Origin of the sequence: Psychrobacter sp. I-STPA10 (assembly GCF_021012795.1) — a bacterium.
Taxonomy (GTDB): domain Bacteria; phylum Pseudomonadota; class Gammaproteobacteria; order Pseudomonadales; family Moraxellaceae; genus Psychrobacter.
Map to the genome: position 1 here is coordinate 101307 of NZ_VFYU01000010.1, position 16268 is coordinate 117574.

The window sequence follows — 16268 nt, forward strand, 5'->3', positions numbered from 1 at the left end:
TGCTCAATTTTCCTTTAATCAAATCTCTAACATTTAATAGGAAAACATGATGAAAAATATTTTAATTACTGGTGGCACATCTGGGATTGGTCTGGCAACCGCAAAACTTTTAGCCAATAGCGACCCAAATACTCACGTTATCATTACAGGCAGTCATGATAAAAAAATGCAACAGGCTTTGGCAGAATTACCCAAAAATTGCACTGGTTATATTGCTGATAACATTAACTTAGATTCGATTAATAACTTAGCACAAAGTATCAAATCCAATCATCAAACCCTACAAGGCGTTTTTATTAATGCAGGTATTTGTGAATTTGCCCCTTTTGCTGAAACCACAGATACGCAGTTTCATAAAATGATGATGGTGAATTTTAAAAGTGCTTATTTCACTTTGCAAAAATTATTACCTTATATTAGTGATAACAGTAGCATTGTGTTTACCAGCTCTATTGTAACACAAAAGGCATTTGCCAATACCAGCGTCTATACCGCCTCAAAATCAGCATTAGAAGGCTTAGCCAGTGTGTTAAATGTGGAATTACAACCACGCAAAATACGAGTAAATATGGTTGCCCCAGGGGTAACGCTAACTTCTGTGTTTGAACGGGCAGGTATGAGTGATGAGCAAATCAATGCCATTTGTGATGAGCAAAAAAGTAATTTGTTAGGGCGGATTATCATGCCAGAGGATATTGCTGGTACGGTGTGCTTTTTATTATCACCCCAATCTGAGGCAATGCGAAATGCTCGCTTGGTGGTCGATGGCGGACTAACCGTTTAGGGTTGAGCGATTACAAATGGATTAATAAACTTAACCCCTGTTGCTTGAATGTCTTTTACATTTCGAGTGACAAGGGTTAAATCATGCACCATTGCAGTAGCTACTAACTGTTTATCGATGGGATTATGTGGATTAATTGCCATTAATTTCCCCCAGACTTTGGCACAGTCCTCTGTAAACGGTAAAATATTATTAATCACTGTTAATAATTTATCATCATACCAATTTTGTAGTTTTTGAGCTTGAGGAAAATCATTTCTACGTTTTAATTTTTCTATTCCTTGAATGATTTCACCTAAGCTAACCACACTAATATAAGTTGTTATTTTTGCTTTATTTACTGAGTGGATAAAACTCAACAGATTAGAATCTTGCTTCACTTTAATAAGCTCACTGACGATATTGGTATCATATAAATACATTATTCTGACCAATCAATATCACGCATGACACTGTCTTCTCTGGCAAAAATATCCTCATCGTCATAACCTTCTAATTTTGGAATGGCTAATAGTGCCTCGTTTAGATTTCTAGGTCTTGATTTTGTTGCTGATGCTAACTGACCACCATTGCGATTGATTGTATCCAACACCATTTTTTGTTGAAAAGCCTCCAGACTCACCCCTTGTTCATCTGCCAATGCCTTAAAACAAGCGACCACATCCTCATCAAGATTATCTATTACTAATGTTGCCATATCCCCTCCTACTAACACTCACAGCTATTTTGTCTCAATCTTAGCATATAGTCTGCCTACTATAAATCCACCACGGTGTTAGCTACGCTTGCTGTACTACTTGTACTATCTGCGCTTGCTTGCCTTGTGGTGAAATTATATTAGATTGACTATACTATAAAACTATAAAACAAAAACGAGCAATCAAAAAAACTGTCATAATAATAGATAGCTACTTCTTGTATAGTCAATTCAAGATAATGCTGTTACAAGGAAAACGAGCGAAGGTGTACAGATAGTACTGCGAGCGAGTTTGACTTTGTGCTAGTTTTGTATTGAGCCGACTATAAATCTTAATCTTATTTTCTATCCCTGCTTCATTGCCATCATAGAGGCAAAATTTAAAAACTGAAACCACGTCAAACTTCGCTCAAAACCTACCTCTTTTAACCGCTGATGATGCTCATCTAAGGTATCAGTAATTAACACATTTTCTAGGGCATTGCGTTTACCGCTAATCTCCATCTCACTATAGCCATTTGCGCGTTTAAAATCATAGTACCGCTCAACCAACCATGCCTCATCTTGCTCATCATTAACATGGATTTTTTCGGTTAATAGTAAAATCCCACCTACCGTTAATGCCTGATAAATTTTTTGCAATACCGCCACACGGTCAGCCACTGGCAAAAACTGCAAGGTTAAATTTAGTACCACCATATCGCATGGCTCAAATTCTACCTCTCGAATATCAGCGGTAATCACCTCAATATCATAATCAGGGTAATTTTCTGCCAATACTTCACTGGCTTTTTGGGTCATCGCAGGCGAGATATCCACCGCCTTAATCTGCACCTCTGAGGCATCAAACCCGCCTGCCTGCTTATTGAGCAGTGCCATACTTGCTCCGCCGAGCGAACAGCCTAAATCATAAATTCGGCTAATACGTTCTCCCTTATCATTGCTTTGGCGAAATTGGCAATGACGGCGAGCAAAAATTGGCAACATCGCCAATACCTGCCCATAGCCTGGAACACTACGGCGTATCATATCAGGAAAGCACGCCACCACTTGTTCATCAAAAGAAAAGCGGGCTACTTTATCTAAAGGTGTGGTGAAAGGCTGGTCAAAAAGCGTATCGTGAGAGGGTTTTGAGGTATCTTTAGTCATGTTTTGTCTTATGGTGGTCAGAAAATATAAAGCTTTATGCAATCAAATGAACAGGATATTTTTTAAACATAGTATCTAACAAAATATCTTTAGACATGAGTTGACCACTCATCGTCACTTAACGGCTCAGTCGGGTCATAATTTAAAGTCACTTGTGACAAAATTGGGTGCGTATCACTACGTTGCCCAGTCGCAGATGCTTGGGTCATCTGTTGATGAATGGCATTAATTAATAAGTCACTCACAGCTTGAGTTTGTTTGTCTGCTGGCACAGTTTGCAAAAACTCATTTGCCAACTCATCAGGCAATTCAATGGTAATTTGCATGGCAATTATCCTTATATTTTTATAAAGTCATTCAAAGGCTATGCCAAATTATAACAAATTACACATCCTCACTTGCACCATTTACCACCTTTGCTAAGCTAAAACCACATACTCACAAATTAAGGAAAAATCATGCAAACCATTATCTTAGGCGGTGGCTGTTTTTGGTGTACCGAATCGGTATTTTTAGCGGTTAAAGGGGTGCAATCAGTCACTTCTGGTTATGCCGGCGGTTCAGCTGATACCGCCACTTATAAAGCAGTGTGTACAGGGCAGACCGACCATGCTGAAGTAATTAAGGTCGAATTTGATGAGTCTGTCATTACTCTTGATACCATATTAAATATATTCTTTACCATTCATGACCCCACCACGCCAAACCGTCAGGGTAATGATGTTGGCAGACAGTATCGCTCCGTTATTTTCTATACTGATGAAAATCAAAAGCCCATCATTGAAAAAACCATCAATAATTTGCGTGACATGGGTATTAATGTGGTCACAGAAGTTGCCCCTGCCCCTAAGTTTTTTATGGCTGAAGATTACCATCAAGACTATTTTAATAAAAATCCGACACAAGGCTATTGTCAGTTTGCTATTCCTCCGAAGTTGGCAAAGTTAAGACAAAATTTTGCTGACTATTTAAACTGACTCTTAAAATGGGGTTTCAACTATGAAACTAGCACCAATATTTGCTGTTTTTGTATTGATACTTGCTAGCAGTTATCCTGCCATGGCATGTATGCCTCATTCACCTGATGATGTGTTTATTGGGCGACTACAATCGGTTACGCCGATAAAAAATCCAACGAATGAACTTATTTTTAAGTTAACCTTTAGTAGCCATAAATTTGTTTTTCACTCATGGAAAAGTTGGTTTCAATATTCAAAACCCACACAGTGGCAAAGTCATTTTAAATCAAACACTATCAAAGATAACGATTTGGTCATTGGCTTGGCTTATAACCCTGACGGTAGTAAGCCTTCTGAATATCAAATAAGCACCTTTACTACGCTTAGTTGCGACAATAACCGCATAAAAGTGGGTAAACCCTTATCGCCATTTGTGGCTTGGAATAGAAAGACAGACAGTTGCAATCATGGTGAGTCACTGGGCTTATTAGATGGTTTTTTTGAGCATGAGCAAAATTATTATATTCAGCAACTGCAAAAGAAATACCCAACTTGTGATAAGCTCAATCACGCATTTTAATTGCTAACTATTCACCCTAATGACCATAAAGATAGCATCATAAGGATAAAATCATGAATCCAGAATTTTGGCAAAATCGTTGGGACAATAATCAAATTGGCTGGCATCAACCCAAAGTCAATCCCAAGCTCATGCAGTTTTTTGATACCTTGCAGTTGAATACTGGGTTAAATACTGGGCAAAGCAGCGGCCATAGCTGCTCTCGTATTTTAGTACCGCTATGTGGCAAAACGCTGGATATTGGTTGGTTAGCCAAACAAGGTTTGGATGTGGTTGGTATTGAGTTGGCACAGCCTGCTGTTGAGCAGTTATTTGAAGAGCTAGAAGTTACCCCTGACATTAGCAAACATGGCAAAGTCACTCATTATCATGCTCAATATGCCAAGCAGCATATTGATATTTGGCAAGGGGATATTTTTGATATGTCTGCTGAGCCGATTGGACAGGTGGACGCCATTTATGACCGAGCAGGATTAGTAGCTTTGCCCGATGATGCGCCAGATTATCTGCGCACCCGTTATGCTCAGCAGTTAATCAGGTTAAGTGGCTCTGCCAAACAGTTATTATTAACCTTTGATTTAAACCCTGAGACTCATGTTTCACCACCACCTTTTATAGTAACACCTGAAATGCTTCAGTGTTATTATGGTCAGCATTATCAAATTGAGCTACTAGATAAGGTGTATGCCGATAAAATCACATCACAGGGAACATCAGGCTATTTTGTCACTTGGTTATTAGCACCGCTATAAATGTCATTAACATCGCTGTAAATAAGTAATAATGTTAAAATTATGCTTATCAACATATAAATGTTTAAATTTAATAGGAAAAAGGCAATAACATGGCAGATTGGACAGAAGGCTATATCAGTGATATCAATTATACTTATGGCTACTACCCTTACTTAAATCCCAATAGCGTTATCATTCCATTTTTGACCGCAGGACTTGAAGTACCAAAGTTTGATACTGCTTGTGAGCTTGGCTTTGGTCAAGGTATCTCCATTAATGCCCACGCCGCTGCCTCAGATATGACATGGTATGGCACTGACTTTAATCCTGCTCACGCCAGCTTTGCTCAAGAGCTTGCGGACGTTTCTGGCAGCAATATTCATGTTTATGATCAGTCATTTGCTGAGTTTTGCAGTCGTAGCGATTTGCCCGATTTTGATTTTATTGGGCTACATGGTATTTGGTCTTGGATATCAGATGATAATCGCCACATTATTACTGACTTTTTACGCCGTAAACTTAGAGTTGGTGGCGTGTTATATATCAGCTATAACACTCTACCAGGCTGGTCTGCTGCTGCTCCCATTCGCCATATGCTCAATCAACACGACCACATACTTGGTAGTCGCGGTCAAAATATGCATAAACGGGTACAAGCCTCAATGGACTTTACCCAAAACTTGCTTAATATTTGTCAACCATTGGTTCAGCAATCACCATTTATTCCTCAAAAAATTGAGCAAATGCAAACCCTAAATCCCAATTATTTGGCTCATGAATACTTTAATTCAGAGTGGCAACCGATGTATTTTTCTGAGCTTAATGACTGGCTATCACCTACTAAAGCCACCTTTGCTTGCTCACCTAATGTCTTAGAGGACTTTGCTCTAAGCAACTTTACCGAAGAACAACAAGCACTTCTTGCCAATATAGACGACCCCATGTTTGCCCAAACTGTCAAAGACTACATGCACAATACCCAGTTTCGACAAGACTTTTGGGTCAAAGGTGCACGTAATATCTCGACCGCAAAGCTTGAAAAAACGTGGCAAAACTTACGTTTTTTAATGATATCCAATCGTGAAAACATCACTTTAGAAGCCTCTGGCAGACTGGGTAATATTACCTTACGACAAGATATTTATGAGCCAATTTTGGATATTTTATCAGATTACCAAATACACCGTGTGGCTGATATTTGGCAATCCCTAGCCGATAATTTCGAACAACCCTTGCTATTTGAAGCCTTAGCATTTTTGCAAGCCAAAGGGAATATCGTATTAGTACAAGAGCAAGCCATCGTTGATAAAGTACGTGTACATTGCCAAAAGTTTAACGACTATATTTTGCAGCAAAGTCTAGTTGAGCAAAATATCAAGTCATTAGCCAGTCCTTTGACAGGTGGTGCATTTAGTTTTAGTCAATTTGATTTGATTTTTTTATACGCCTATCAGCAAGGCAAAAAATCTACCAAACAACTGGTAAATATGGCATGGCAAACATTAACACAACAAGGCAAACATCTTGTTAAAGAGGGAAAAGACTTACAAACTGAAGAAGAAAATTTGGCTGAATTAAAGCAAATGGCAACAGAATTTACTAAAAATATCCTGCCCATTGCTAAGCGTTTACAAATCATCACAGATTAAAGCAAGGTTTAAAGCCTGTGTTTATAACCCGCAAAACCCACTCATTTTGAATTATAAAGACAGGCTATTAGAGTGGCGCATAAATAACAATATTAACTTCTGTTAAATCAGCTAATGCTTGTTCAATTTTTGGTTTAACTATTTGCCAATCGAGTCCGCCATTGCCTGCTCCTAATGCAGGAATGGCGATTGACTTGACCTGATTGTCGATAATAAATTGACGCAAATCTTGTAATCCTTGTTCAATCCAAACCATTTGTGACTTTGACCGCCAATGCTGTTTGGTGGGAAAATTAATAATCCATTTTACCCCTGTCGCTAGTTTGACTTCCTCTTTGGTATGGGTGACAAACATTTTACCCGTTTGCACTTCCCCTGCTTTACAGGCTTTAGCGTAGGCTTGCATATTATCAGGAAACTGCTTTTTAAACGCTAAAGCAATGCCTTTGCCCATCACCCCAACGGTGTTAACGGCATTGACCAATGCTTCTACTTTGGCATCAAGTAAATTTCCTGTGGTGTAAGTAATCATGGAAATCCTTTTAGTTAATCAAACAATAATCCAATAAAAATTATACGCTTACAAATTCAATGGCGGGCGTATCATAGCTATCAACGGCATTACTGCCTACTTTTTGCAAATACTGATTTACCAATGCAAACCCCAAATCATAGCCCACCCATTTTGGAATGCCTTTTTTATCATTACCAAAAAACCAATCTGCATGGCTATAATCTGTGCTATGCCATAGTTGACGAGATTTTTCTAACCAACTTTGTCTATCTTTATTATCAAGATGGTCAACATATATTGGTGTTTTATTCACAACCATACTTTCAAAATGGCATGCCAATCCTTCAGTAATTAGTGCCTCTAGTAATGTTTTACCATAACCCACCGAACCATGACGAAAACAGTGATGCAATTCATGAGCCAGTGTGGCGGTAAAAAGTTGCTGAAAGTTTGCCATTAAATAATCATTATCCTCTGGTAGCCACAATTGAATTTCATGTTCTGTCGGTGTATAGCCACCCATACCCATTTCAGGTGGAACATATTCATTATATTTAGCAATAACATCTACAGATAACGATTCTAAAATCATTACTTCATTAATTTGCTCAACTGCCACCGCAAATGACTGTTGAATATAATCTATCATCTTGCTTAATTTGCCATTAGCATTGAGTATGTGTAATTTTATAGCCATATATTCCACCTATTTTATTAGTTAATTCAACATCATATTAATACAAGACATTGATACGAAAAACTAAGCAAAGGTGGCAAAATGCTAAAATGATAATGTAACAGCTCAGTATTAAACAGATGATGCTAAAACTTTAATTTAATTAAATAATGCATATTATAAATTGCTCATAACTGGTCTTTATTTATTTTTTGTATTATATTAATAAGAATTATTATCAAATAAAAAGACACAGCCATGACCACCCCAACCCCTTCATTAACCGATGTTCCCGAAACCATGCTTTGGACACTGCACAATCGTGCCAGTGAAGCCATGCGTAGTGATGGCTGTATTGATGATCCTAAATGTTTAAGTATCTATCAAGCCATTGACTATGATTATCAGCGTTCATTTGGTAAGCCTGATGGTTCTCATGGCGTCCGCTCACAGCTTTTTGATGAGCATGTACGCAAATTTATCCATAAAAACCCAAATGCTGTGATTGTCAATCTTGGTGAGGGTTTGGAAACTCAACGCTTTCGTATCAAATCCCCTGATAGCGTATTGTGGCTATCGATTGACCTACCTGATGCCATTGCTATGCGTGAGCAGTTTATTACCCCTGATGAGCAACACCGCCATATCAGCAAAAGCATATTAGATACCAGCTGGTTTGATGATGTGCCTGAGGGTCGTCCTGTATTTATCACTGCACAAGGGCTATTTATGTATTTTACTCCAGAGCAGTTGCGTCCTTTATTTCATGCGATGGGACAACGCTTTATAGGGGCGAAACTGATGTTTGATTATTTGAATGTTTATTTTTCGCAAAAAAGCATCAGTGAAAAAGGCTGGATGAAAACGCCCCATTACCGCACACCACCCATGCCTTGGGGTATTTATCGTAACGAGCTTGAGCCAACCTTATCCAATTGGATTGGCTATCCTATCACTATCAATAATGTTACCTTTTTATATCCACGTAGATTGCGGGCATTACGCTGGTTTGTACAGACTGCCGAAAAACACCTCCCCTTTATTAGTAATCGGTTTCCTGGTATTTGCTGGTTACAGTTTAAAAAGACAAAAAAAACCTGATACATGCCAACACTTTTATTTTTTATGGAATTTGGTTACTCTTACAAAGTCTTTCTTTGTTAACAACAGGACTCTTGTTCCATGAATTATTGCATCAAACACTCCCAATTCAAATTAACCTTTGCCGTTATTAGCACATTGCTTTTTACTGGCACTGCCTATGCTGCCAAACCGCCTGCCCCCGAGCTATCTAATGCCCAATTTCAGCAATGTTTAAATGGCTTAAAAAACTCAAGTACCTTTCGTGGTGTGTCCAGTCAAACCTTTGAGCGTTATCGTCCTAGCCAACCTGACCCCAGCGTTATTCAATCTCTCAATTATCAGCCTGAATTTCAAAAAGACGTTTGGGATTATTTATCTGCTTTAGTCGATAAAGAACGGGTCGATGATGGTATTCAAGCTAAACACCAATGGTCAGATACACTGCGCCGTATTGAAGCTCGATATGGAGTGAAGCCAGAACATGTCCTCGGAGTTTGGGGTGTGGAATCTAACTTTGGGCAAACTTTGGGTAAAAAACCCTTATTTGACTCCTTAGCCACCCTATCATGCTTTGATCGTCGCCAATCTTACTTTCAAGGCGAATATGCCAATGCACTAAAAATTGTACAAAATGGTGACATTGCTGCCAGCGACATGACAGGTTCATGGGCAGGCGCATTTGGACAGACACAATTTATGCCCAGCACATTTTTAGAATTGGCAGTAGATTTTGATGGTGATGGTCGCCGAGATTTGGTTAATAGTGTACCCGATGCCCTAGCCTCTACTGCCAACTTCTTATCCAAGCGCGGTTATCGTAGTGGCGAGCCTTGGGGATATGAAGTAAGCAAACCTGCCAACTTTTGGGCAACCAGTAATCGCAGAGACAAAAAACCCATGAGCTATTGGCGCAATCAAGGATTCACCCTTGCCAATGGTCGCCCTCTACCCTATGATCTCGATCGCGCCGCTCTTATCATGCCTGCTGGCAATGATGGTCCTGCCTTTTTAGTGGGTAAAAATTTCGATACTTTCTACTCTTATAACGCCTCAGAAAACTATGCATTGGCTATTGCACATCTATCAGATTTGATTACCCGTGAGGACAGCAATCGTACTGATTTTATTACATCATGGCCAACCGATGACCCTGGTATTAGTCGTCAACAAGCCAAAGAGATTCAACAAGCCTTACTCAATGCTGGTTACGACATTGGTGAAGTTGATGGCATCATTGGTGACAATACTCGCAAAGCCATCATGCAATATCAAAGCAGTCGCGGCGTTTTTCCTGCCGATGGACGTGCTGGACAAAAGTTCTATCGTCTCATTACTAATACTAATGCACCAATAAATAACACCCAACCAGTACCATATCAACAATCACCTTATCAGCCCCATACACAGCCAACACCAACTGCCAATGACAGTATGGCGCAACTGATTAACAATAGAGCAAGCTATCGCCGTATTACAAATGCAGATGGCAGCATTCAACTGATACGTGTGGATGATGGCTCTTAATATAACCGCTGCCCAAGATAATAAAAATCATAAAAAAGACCCATAACAGCATTATGGGTCTTTTGGATATAACAAATTGCTATATAAATAAATTCACTGACTGACTAAACAAAAGGGGGCGGATTGGGTTTACCATTCTCACCATCCCAATTATCACGTGCTTTTTCATCAAGATCAGCAGAAGTTTTTGGTTCCCACTTGCCATTTTCTTTCCAAGTGTTATCACCCCAATCTTCCTCTTCTTCTTTTTGATCATCCCACTGTTTATAAGAACTTTTAGGATCAATGCCACGTCGTTTCATATCCGTAACTTGTTCTTCTAGGGTGTGAAACTGTTCAGTCTCATGCATAGCTTTTTCAAGGTCATCAAGTTCATGTTTTAACGCATCACTTTCTGGAGTACTCATTCTCATATTCCTTATTCTATTTTTGGTATATTACATCTGATATAACAAATTTATATATTAAATTAATAATACTATAAGTAGTTATATCAACTTCCACTTTTGATACTATCTTATGTTTATTAAAAATGGAAGTGTTAAAATTCTACTATAACGACACCATCAACACATATTAGATAACCATCAATACTAGAAATTATCGCTGAGTATTACTAAGCAGATGTATTAGAAATCACTTGTAATGCTTGTGAAGTTAATTGCCACAACTCACGAGAGGTGGATTGATTACTCACACTTTGTCTTAGCCATTGGTTGTCACATAACTGTTGCAACACATAGCGTAATACTGACTTCTTAATTTGACAACGTGATACTGCATGCGCCTTAGGCATAACACTTGTAATATGCTCTACCGCCATCTTAGATAAATGTGTATTCAAACAACGCGCCAATGTATCCGTGGTAAAAGGCTGGTTTAGCTTTGATAACATCACTAAAATTTGTCGCCAAGTTAACACCTCTGTTAGGCTCACCTCTCTTAAATTACCATCTTGATAAGCATGCGCTAAATAATCTACTGATAGCATATCATCTATTGAAACCATTTCTGTATTTTGTAGCGGCGCACCAAGCTCTGCCAAAAGTTGTCTTTCTATATCATCTTGCGACTTTGTTGCTTGCGTTGCTTGGGTTTTATATGATGAAGGCGTTTGTACAAATTCGTTTGAATTTGTTTGCAAAGAAGCAACCTGTTGTGACGATGTTAACGATGCGCCTTGCATTGCAGCCGCATTATGGCTCGACCAAGTAGGGTCGGTTAAATACACCATAAAATTTTTAAACACATTATTTAAATACTGCGCAAATACTTGTTCATACTGATAATAAGTAATATGTTGCTGATTTTGTGCTTCTACTAAACTGACAAAATCTTGACGCTGACGCTCCCATGTGCCCGTATTATTGGTATTAATAAAAATAAGCATCGGTTTACGTTTTGCCTTTGCGGTCAAATAGCTTAAATGCATCTGACTCACCCCTGACATATTTGTTTCCCCATAACTCTCGCCAATGATCATAATGACAAAATCACAGCTTTCAATACAACGCCGACTATAATTCATCGTCTCTGTTGAAATCACTGGCAAATCTTGAGTCAAAAATGCTTGTCGCTCAAAAAATAAAGCCAACTGTGAACTGACCAAAGGTTGTTCATTGGTGACTTTTATTATATGGGCATGGTAACGCATCATTTATTTATCCACTTATAGCAATACATCAACTTAGCTGAATAAAAATCCATCAGCTTATCTAAATGTTCTATCTTAAAAGATTAAAATAGAGACTGTTTTTCAAAATGTTTTAATTTGACTTGCTAGATTATACATACTTAAGTTGCTAGTTTAATGATTAAATTTAGTAGTTTTGCATCTCGTTTTGTCGCATAGAAAGCCAACTGAGTCATATTCGTCCTTATCTGCCATATATCTAAGGCAAGATTAATTGTGTCTTGCTGTTGATTTGGCAACTGTAGCTTGTCTGCCTTTTGTAATAAATCATACACACGCAATGCAATGGCTCGACCTGAGTCTACTACCCTTATGCTATAATTTTTTTCTTGTATGTGTGTCAATAAAAAATCACGAAAAAAAGGATAATGAGTACAACCCAATACAATATGATCCACATTTTGTTGAGCAAACTCTGCCAACATTGTCCGTAAATTATTGGCAGTGGGACTCTCTTCTGGCATGCCTGCTTCTACCCATGGTACTAAGGCAGGATCATACCACTTTGTCACCTGCACATTATTAGCTATAGCAACCTCTTGAATCACCCGATTTAACAAATCACCTGCAAGTGTTGCTTGTGTTGCAAGGACTGCCACATGCTTACTTTGACTTGCTAATACTGCGGGTTTCAGTGCAGGTACAAGCCCTACAATAGGCAGATTAGGGTAATATTGTCTTGCCAACTCTAAAGCATAAGCGGACGCACTATTACAAGCAATCACCACAATCTTACACCCAGCATTTACCAACCAAGACACCGCTGTTAAAGTTAATTGTTGTATTTCTTCTTTACAACGACTGCCATAAGGTACATTTTTAGTATCTGCATAATATAAATACTTTTCATTAGGCATCAATTTTGCCAAATGTAAAAAAACGGATAAACCGCCAACACCAGAATCAAATAATCCAATGGGAGCATCTGTCTTTAAATACAAATGATAAGGGTTTTTTACTTGAGTTAATTTTGAATGACTTACATAACCCTCCACACTGGTATCTATATTATCCTTTATATAGGGTGACGGGCAATTAAGTGATTTTGATGACATGGTAATAATTCTTCATTCTGCGAGATGACTCTTATTTACAAACCAATCTCTATAAAATAACAGCACATTTATACGAAATTTGTCTAATCCCGCATATCATAACGTAAGCTGATGTCTCTTCATAAGCAAAATTCATTTTTCTCTCCAAGAATATCCCTATTTATAGATAACTATCTATTTGATATTCTTAATAAATATTTAAAGCAGTAGCCAAGCACAACACAACCAAACACAAAAAAACATCACATAAAAAAATGCTTATCGACACTGTCGCCAATAAGCATTTTATATTTATATCCTTATCATAGCTATTAGTGATCTACTGCACCACCTGCGCCTTTAGGATAACGAACACTTTCAACCAATGCTTGTATTTCTGCTGGTGGTGCTTTGGTTGCATAAGAGACTGCAAAAGCAACGATAAAGTTAATCAATGCACCCACCGCACCAAATGATAATGGTGAAATACCTAAGAACCAGTGTTCTGCTGTATCAGGTAGATTTGCTGTACCAGAGATAAAGAACCAACCCTTATACATAAAGATATAAACCAAGGTGATGATCAATCCAGACAACATACCTGCAACCGCACCATAGTTATTGATACGTTTGGAGAAAATACCCATCATCAATGCAGGGAACAAAGAAGCACCCGCAATACCAAAGGCTAATGCCACAACCTGTGCCGCAAACCCGGGTGGATTCAAACCTAACCAGGTTGCCACCACAATCGCAACACCCATCGAAATACGTGCTGCACGAAGCTCACCTTTATCACTGATATTAGGATTGATATATCCTTTAATCAAATCATGACTGACAGCAGATGAAATGGCTAATAACAAACCAGCAGCGGTTGATAATGCAGCTGCCAGACCACCAGCAGCAATCAAACCAATGACCCATGGTGGCAAGTTTGCAATCTCTGGATTGGCAAGTACTAAAATATCGTTATTAACGTCTAACTCATTACCTTCCCAACCACGTTGTGTAAATGTATTATCTACTTGCTTAGCACTTGCTGCTGCCACGGCTGCCTGAGCGGCTGCAACATCACCTCCATTAGCTTGTGCATCTTTTAGTGCCAATTTTGCTGCACCTAAGCCATCATCAGAGTATCTTTCAATACGTCCATCATTGTTCCAATCATTGTATTGGATAAGCCCTGTCTCTTCCCATGTTTTCATCCACTCAGGACGTTCTTCATAGCGTAATGGCTCTTCATTAACTCCTTGTGGATAAATAGTGTGTAGCAAGTTTAAGCGAGCCATAGAACCCACAGCAGGCGCAGTAAAGTACAACAAGGCAATAAATACCAATGCCCAACCTGCCGACCAACGTGCATCTGCTACCTTAGGTACAGTAAAAAAGCGAATAATAACGTGTGGTAGACCTGCTGTACCAATCATTAATGATAAGGTAAACAGAACCATATTAAGCTTATTAGGAACATCGGCTGTATAAGCCTGAAACCCAAGGTCAGTCACCACCTGATTAAGTGTAGTTAATAAATACTCACCAGAATGTACATCATGGGAAAACATACCAAACGCAGGAATTGGATTATTGGTAAGCTTCAATGAAATAAATACTGCTGGCACAGTATACGCAATAATCAACACCACATACTGAGCAACCTGAGTATAAGTAATCCCTTTCATACCACCCAATACAGCATAGAAAAAGACCACAAATGCAGCAATGATCAGACCTGTTGTATTATCCACTTCCAAAAAGCGTGAGAATGCCACCCCTGCTCCTGTCATCTGTCCGATAACATAAGTAGTAGATGCAATGATCAAACATGCCACAGCAACCAATGCTGCTGTTTTGGAATAAAAACGATCACCAATAAAATCAGGGACAGTAAACTTACCAAATTTACGTAAATAAGGTGCTAATAACATCGCAAGTAGTACATAACCACCTGTCCAGCCCATCAAATAAGATGACGCCCCATAGCCACCCATCGCAAGTAAGCCTGCCATAGAGATAAACGAGGCGGCACTCATCCAATCAGCACCTGTTGCCATACCGTTTAGTACAGGGTGCACACCACCACCAGCCACATAAAACTCACTGGTAGAGCCTGCTCGCGCCCAAATCGCAATACCAAAATATAGGGCAAACGACAAGCCAACAAAAATAATATTAATAACAAACTGACTCATGGTTTACTCCTCATCAAGACCATATTTTTTATCTAACTTGTTCATACGCCAAGCATAGAAAAAAATCAGCGCAATAAATGTTGCAATCGAACCTTGTTGAGCAAACCAAAAGCCCAAATCAGTACCACCAATAGAAATACCTGCAAGTAGTGGACGAAATAAAATGCCACATCCATACGAGCAAAATGCCCATATAAACAAACAAATCAAGATTAAACGGACATTGGCTTTCCAGTAGCCAGTTTCTGCGTTATGAGGCTCCATAATGACAACTCCTTTTGTCAAAAAATAACAGGGTTACTTACACACTGTATCCCATTAAATCGCGCTTAATAAATCACGCATCAAAGTTATAAATGTGTAAAAAATGATATGAAAAGTAGCTCGGTATCAAACCACAAACTCACTTAAGCTTGTCGAGCCCAAAAATATAATAAAGGTGAGATAAGTGTAGACAGTGCAAAGGATTGCAAGCAGAAAATTCTGAGATGAAAATAATGATAAAGCTGAAAATACAGCCTGAACATTCCTTTGTACTAATACGCTTATCTTCCTGACAAGCTAAATGTTATTACTTTGCTACTTTGTTATAACAAATAAGTTTTATCTGCTGACATAACCCAAATAAAACTCTTTTTACTCATAATCCTATTCTATTCTATAAAATAGGTACTCTTAGATTGTAGCATATTATTACAATAGAGCAATGTTAGAAACATTAAATTACTTTATGTAGTATACAACAATAAAAAAGAGTAAAACACATCTATTTTTCCATTTTTGCTATCTTAGTGTATCACTTTAACCATAAAAATATATATTTTCTTAAAAAATACAACGATAGTTAAGCATCAATATAAATTATTATTTAATATCAGCCGCACCTTAACCAAGCATCAAAAAACCCATCTCTATCCAAAAGATGGGCTTTTTATAAAATAATTTTTTACCTCTTTCTCAACTTATTTTACTAATTTGATATATGACCCCTCCCAAACCC

General features: G+C 38.4%; 18 protein-coding genes. 7 read left to right on the top strand and 11 right to left on the bottom strand.

Going from position 1 to position 16268, the window contains the following annotated elements:
- Positions 1 to 49: 49 nt before the first annotated feature.
- The gene (locus tag FHK89_RS04650; RefSeq protein WP_230657276.1) at positions 50 to 784 is read left to right on the top strand and encodes an SDR family NAD(P)-dependent oxidoreductase; all 735 of its coding nucleotides are present in this window, start codon (positions 50 to 52) and stop codon (positions 782 to 784) included.
- Here FHK89_RS04650 and FHK89_RS04655 read toward each other — a convergent pair.
- From FHK89_RS04655 to FHK89_RS04670, 4 genes are all read right to left on the bottom strand, one after another.
- Positions 781 to 1206 carry a type II toxin-antitoxin system VapC family toxin gene (locus tag FHK89_RS04655; RefSeq protein ID WP_230657278.1) on the bottom strand — a complete coding sequence of 142 codons (426 nt, stop codon included), beginning with the start codon at positions 1204 to 1206 and terminating at the stop codon, positions 781 to 783. The two genes, FHK89_RS04650 and FHK89_RS04655, sit on opposite strands and share 4 nt — an antisense overlap.
- Positions 1206 to 1481, bottom strand: a complete 276-nt coding sequence (locus FHK89_RS04660; protein ID WP_230657281.1) for a hypothetical protein — start codon at positions 1479 to 1481, stop codon at positions 1206 to 1208. Before FHK89_RS04660 ends, FHK89_RS04655 begins: the two co-directional genes overlap by 1 nt.
- Positions 1482 to 1826: 345 nt before the next feature.
- Positions 1827 to 2630 (bottom strand): carboxy-S-adenosyl-L-methionine synthase CmoA, encoded by an 804-nt coding sequence (gene cmoA, locus FHK89_RS04665; protein WP_230657283.1) that lies wholly within the window; start codon positions 2628 to 2630, stop codon positions 1827 to 1829.
- An 89-nt stretch (positions 2631 to 2719) separates the two neighbouring features.
- Positions 2720 to 2956 carry a hypothetical protein gene (locus FHK89_RS04670; RefSeq protein ID WP_230657285.1) on the bottom strand — a complete coding sequence of 79 codons (237 nt, stop codon included), beginning with the start codon at positions 2954 to 2956 and terminating at the stop codon, positions 2720 to 2722.
- A gap of 132 nt (positions 2957 to 3088) precedes the next feature.
- Between FHK89_RS04670 and msrA the strand changes: the two genes are divergently transcribed.
- From msrA to FHK89_RS04690, 4 genes are all read left to right on the top strand, one after another.
- Positions 3089 to 3607, top strand: coding sequence for a peptide-methionine (S)-S-oxide reductase MsrA (msrA, locus tag FHK89_RS04675; RefSeq protein WP_230657287.1), 519 nt, complete (start codon positions 3089 to 3091; stop codon positions 3605 to 3607).
- A gap of 22 nt (positions 3608 to 3629) precedes the next feature.
- A complete protein-coding gene (locus FHK89_RS04680) occupies positions 3630 to 4169 on the top strand; it encodes a hypothetical protein (protein ID WP_230657290.1) in 540 nt (179 codons plus the stop codon).
- A 53-nt stretch (positions 4170 to 4222) separates the two neighbouring features.
- Positions 4223 to 4921 carry a thiopurine S-methyltransferase gene (locus FHK89_RS04685; RefSeq protein WP_230657292.1) on the top strand — a complete coding sequence of 233 codons (699 nt, stop codon included), beginning with the start codon at positions 4223 to 4225 and terminating at the stop codon, positions 4919 to 4921.
- A gap of 92 nt (positions 4922 to 5013) precedes the next feature.
- The gene (locus tag FHK89_RS04690; RefSeq protein ID WP_230657294.1) at positions 5014 to 6552 is read left to right on the top strand and encodes a class I SAM-dependent methyltransferase; all 1539 of its coding nucleotides are present in this window, start codon (positions 5014 to 5016) and stop codon (positions 6550 to 6552) included.
- 67 nt (positions 6553 to 6619) lie between these two features.
- On the opposite strand, the gene darG is transcribed toward FHK89_RS04690, so the two are convergent.
- Positions 6620 to 7084 carry a type II toxin-antitoxin system antitoxin DNA ADP-ribosyl glycohydrolase DarG gene (gene darG / locus FHK89_RS04695; protein ID WP_230657297.1) on the bottom strand — a complete coding sequence of 155 codons (465 nt, stop codon included), beginning with the start codon at positions 7082 to 7084 and terminating at the stop codon, positions 6620 to 6622.
- Positions 7085 to 7124: 40 nt separating this feature from the next.
- Positions 7125 to 7763: a DUF2268 domain-containing putative Zn-dependent protease gene (locus FHK89_RS04700; protein ID WP_230657299.1), complete on the bottom strand. Its 639-nt coding sequence runs from the start codon at positions 7761 to 7763 to the stop codon at positions 7125 to 7127.
- A gap of 237 nt (positions 7764 to 8000) precedes the next feature.
- Between FHK89_RS04700 and FHK89_RS04705 the strand changes: the two genes are divergently transcribed.
- Positions 8001 to 8843, top strand: a complete 843-nt coding sequence (locus FHK89_RS04705) for a class I SAM-dependent methyltransferase (RefSeq protein ID WP_230657303.1) — start codon at positions 8001 to 8003, stop codon at positions 8841 to 8843.
- Positions 8844 to 8924: 81 nt separating this feature from the next.
- Positions 8925 to 10349: a lytic murein transglycosylase gene (locus tag FHK89_RS04710; RefSeq protein WP_230657306.1), complete on the top strand. Its 1425-nt coding sequence runs from the start codon at positions 8925 to 8927 to the stop codon at positions 10347 to 10349.
- 104 nt (positions 10350 to 10453) lie between these two features.
- On the opposite strand, the gene FHK89_RS04715 is transcribed toward FHK89_RS04710, so the two are convergent.
- The 5 genes from FHK89_RS04715 to FHK89_RS04735 form a co-directional block, all read right to left on the bottom strand.
- Complete coding sequence (locus FHK89_RS04715; protein WP_230657308.1) at positions 10454 to 10756, bottom strand: hypothetical protein; 303 nt, start codon at positions 10754 to 10756, stop codon at positions 10454 to 10456.
- Positions 10757 to 10965: 209 nt separating this feature from the next.
- Positions 10966 to 12006: a DUF4062 domain-containing protein gene (locus FHK89_RS04720; protein WP_230657310.1), complete on the bottom strand. Its 1041-nt coding sequence runs from the start codon at positions 12004 to 12006 to the stop codon at positions 10966 to 10968.
- A gap of 137 nt (positions 12007 to 12143) precedes the next feature.
- On the bottom strand, positions 12144 to 13097 hold the full coding sequence (gene murI, locus FHK89_RS04725; RefSeq protein WP_230657312.1) for a glutamate racemase: 954 nt from the start codon (positions 13095 to 13097) through the stop codon (positions 12144 to 12146).
- A gap of 311 nt (positions 13098 to 13408) precedes the next feature.
- Positions 13409 to 15268 carry a sodium:solute symporter family protein gene (locus FHK89_RS04730; protein WP_230657314.1) on the bottom strand — a complete coding sequence of 620 codons (1860 nt, stop codon included), beginning with the start codon at positions 15266 to 15268 and terminating at the stop codon, positions 13409 to 13411.
- A 3-nt stretch (positions 15269 to 15271) separates the two neighbouring features.
- Positions 15272 to 15532 (bottom strand): DUF4212 domain-containing protein, encoded by a 261-nt coding sequence (locus tag FHK89_RS04735; RefSeq protein ID WP_230657316.1) that lies wholly within the window; start codon positions 15530 to 15532, stop codon positions 15272 to 15274.
- Positions 15533 to 16268 lie beyond the last annotated feature (736 nt).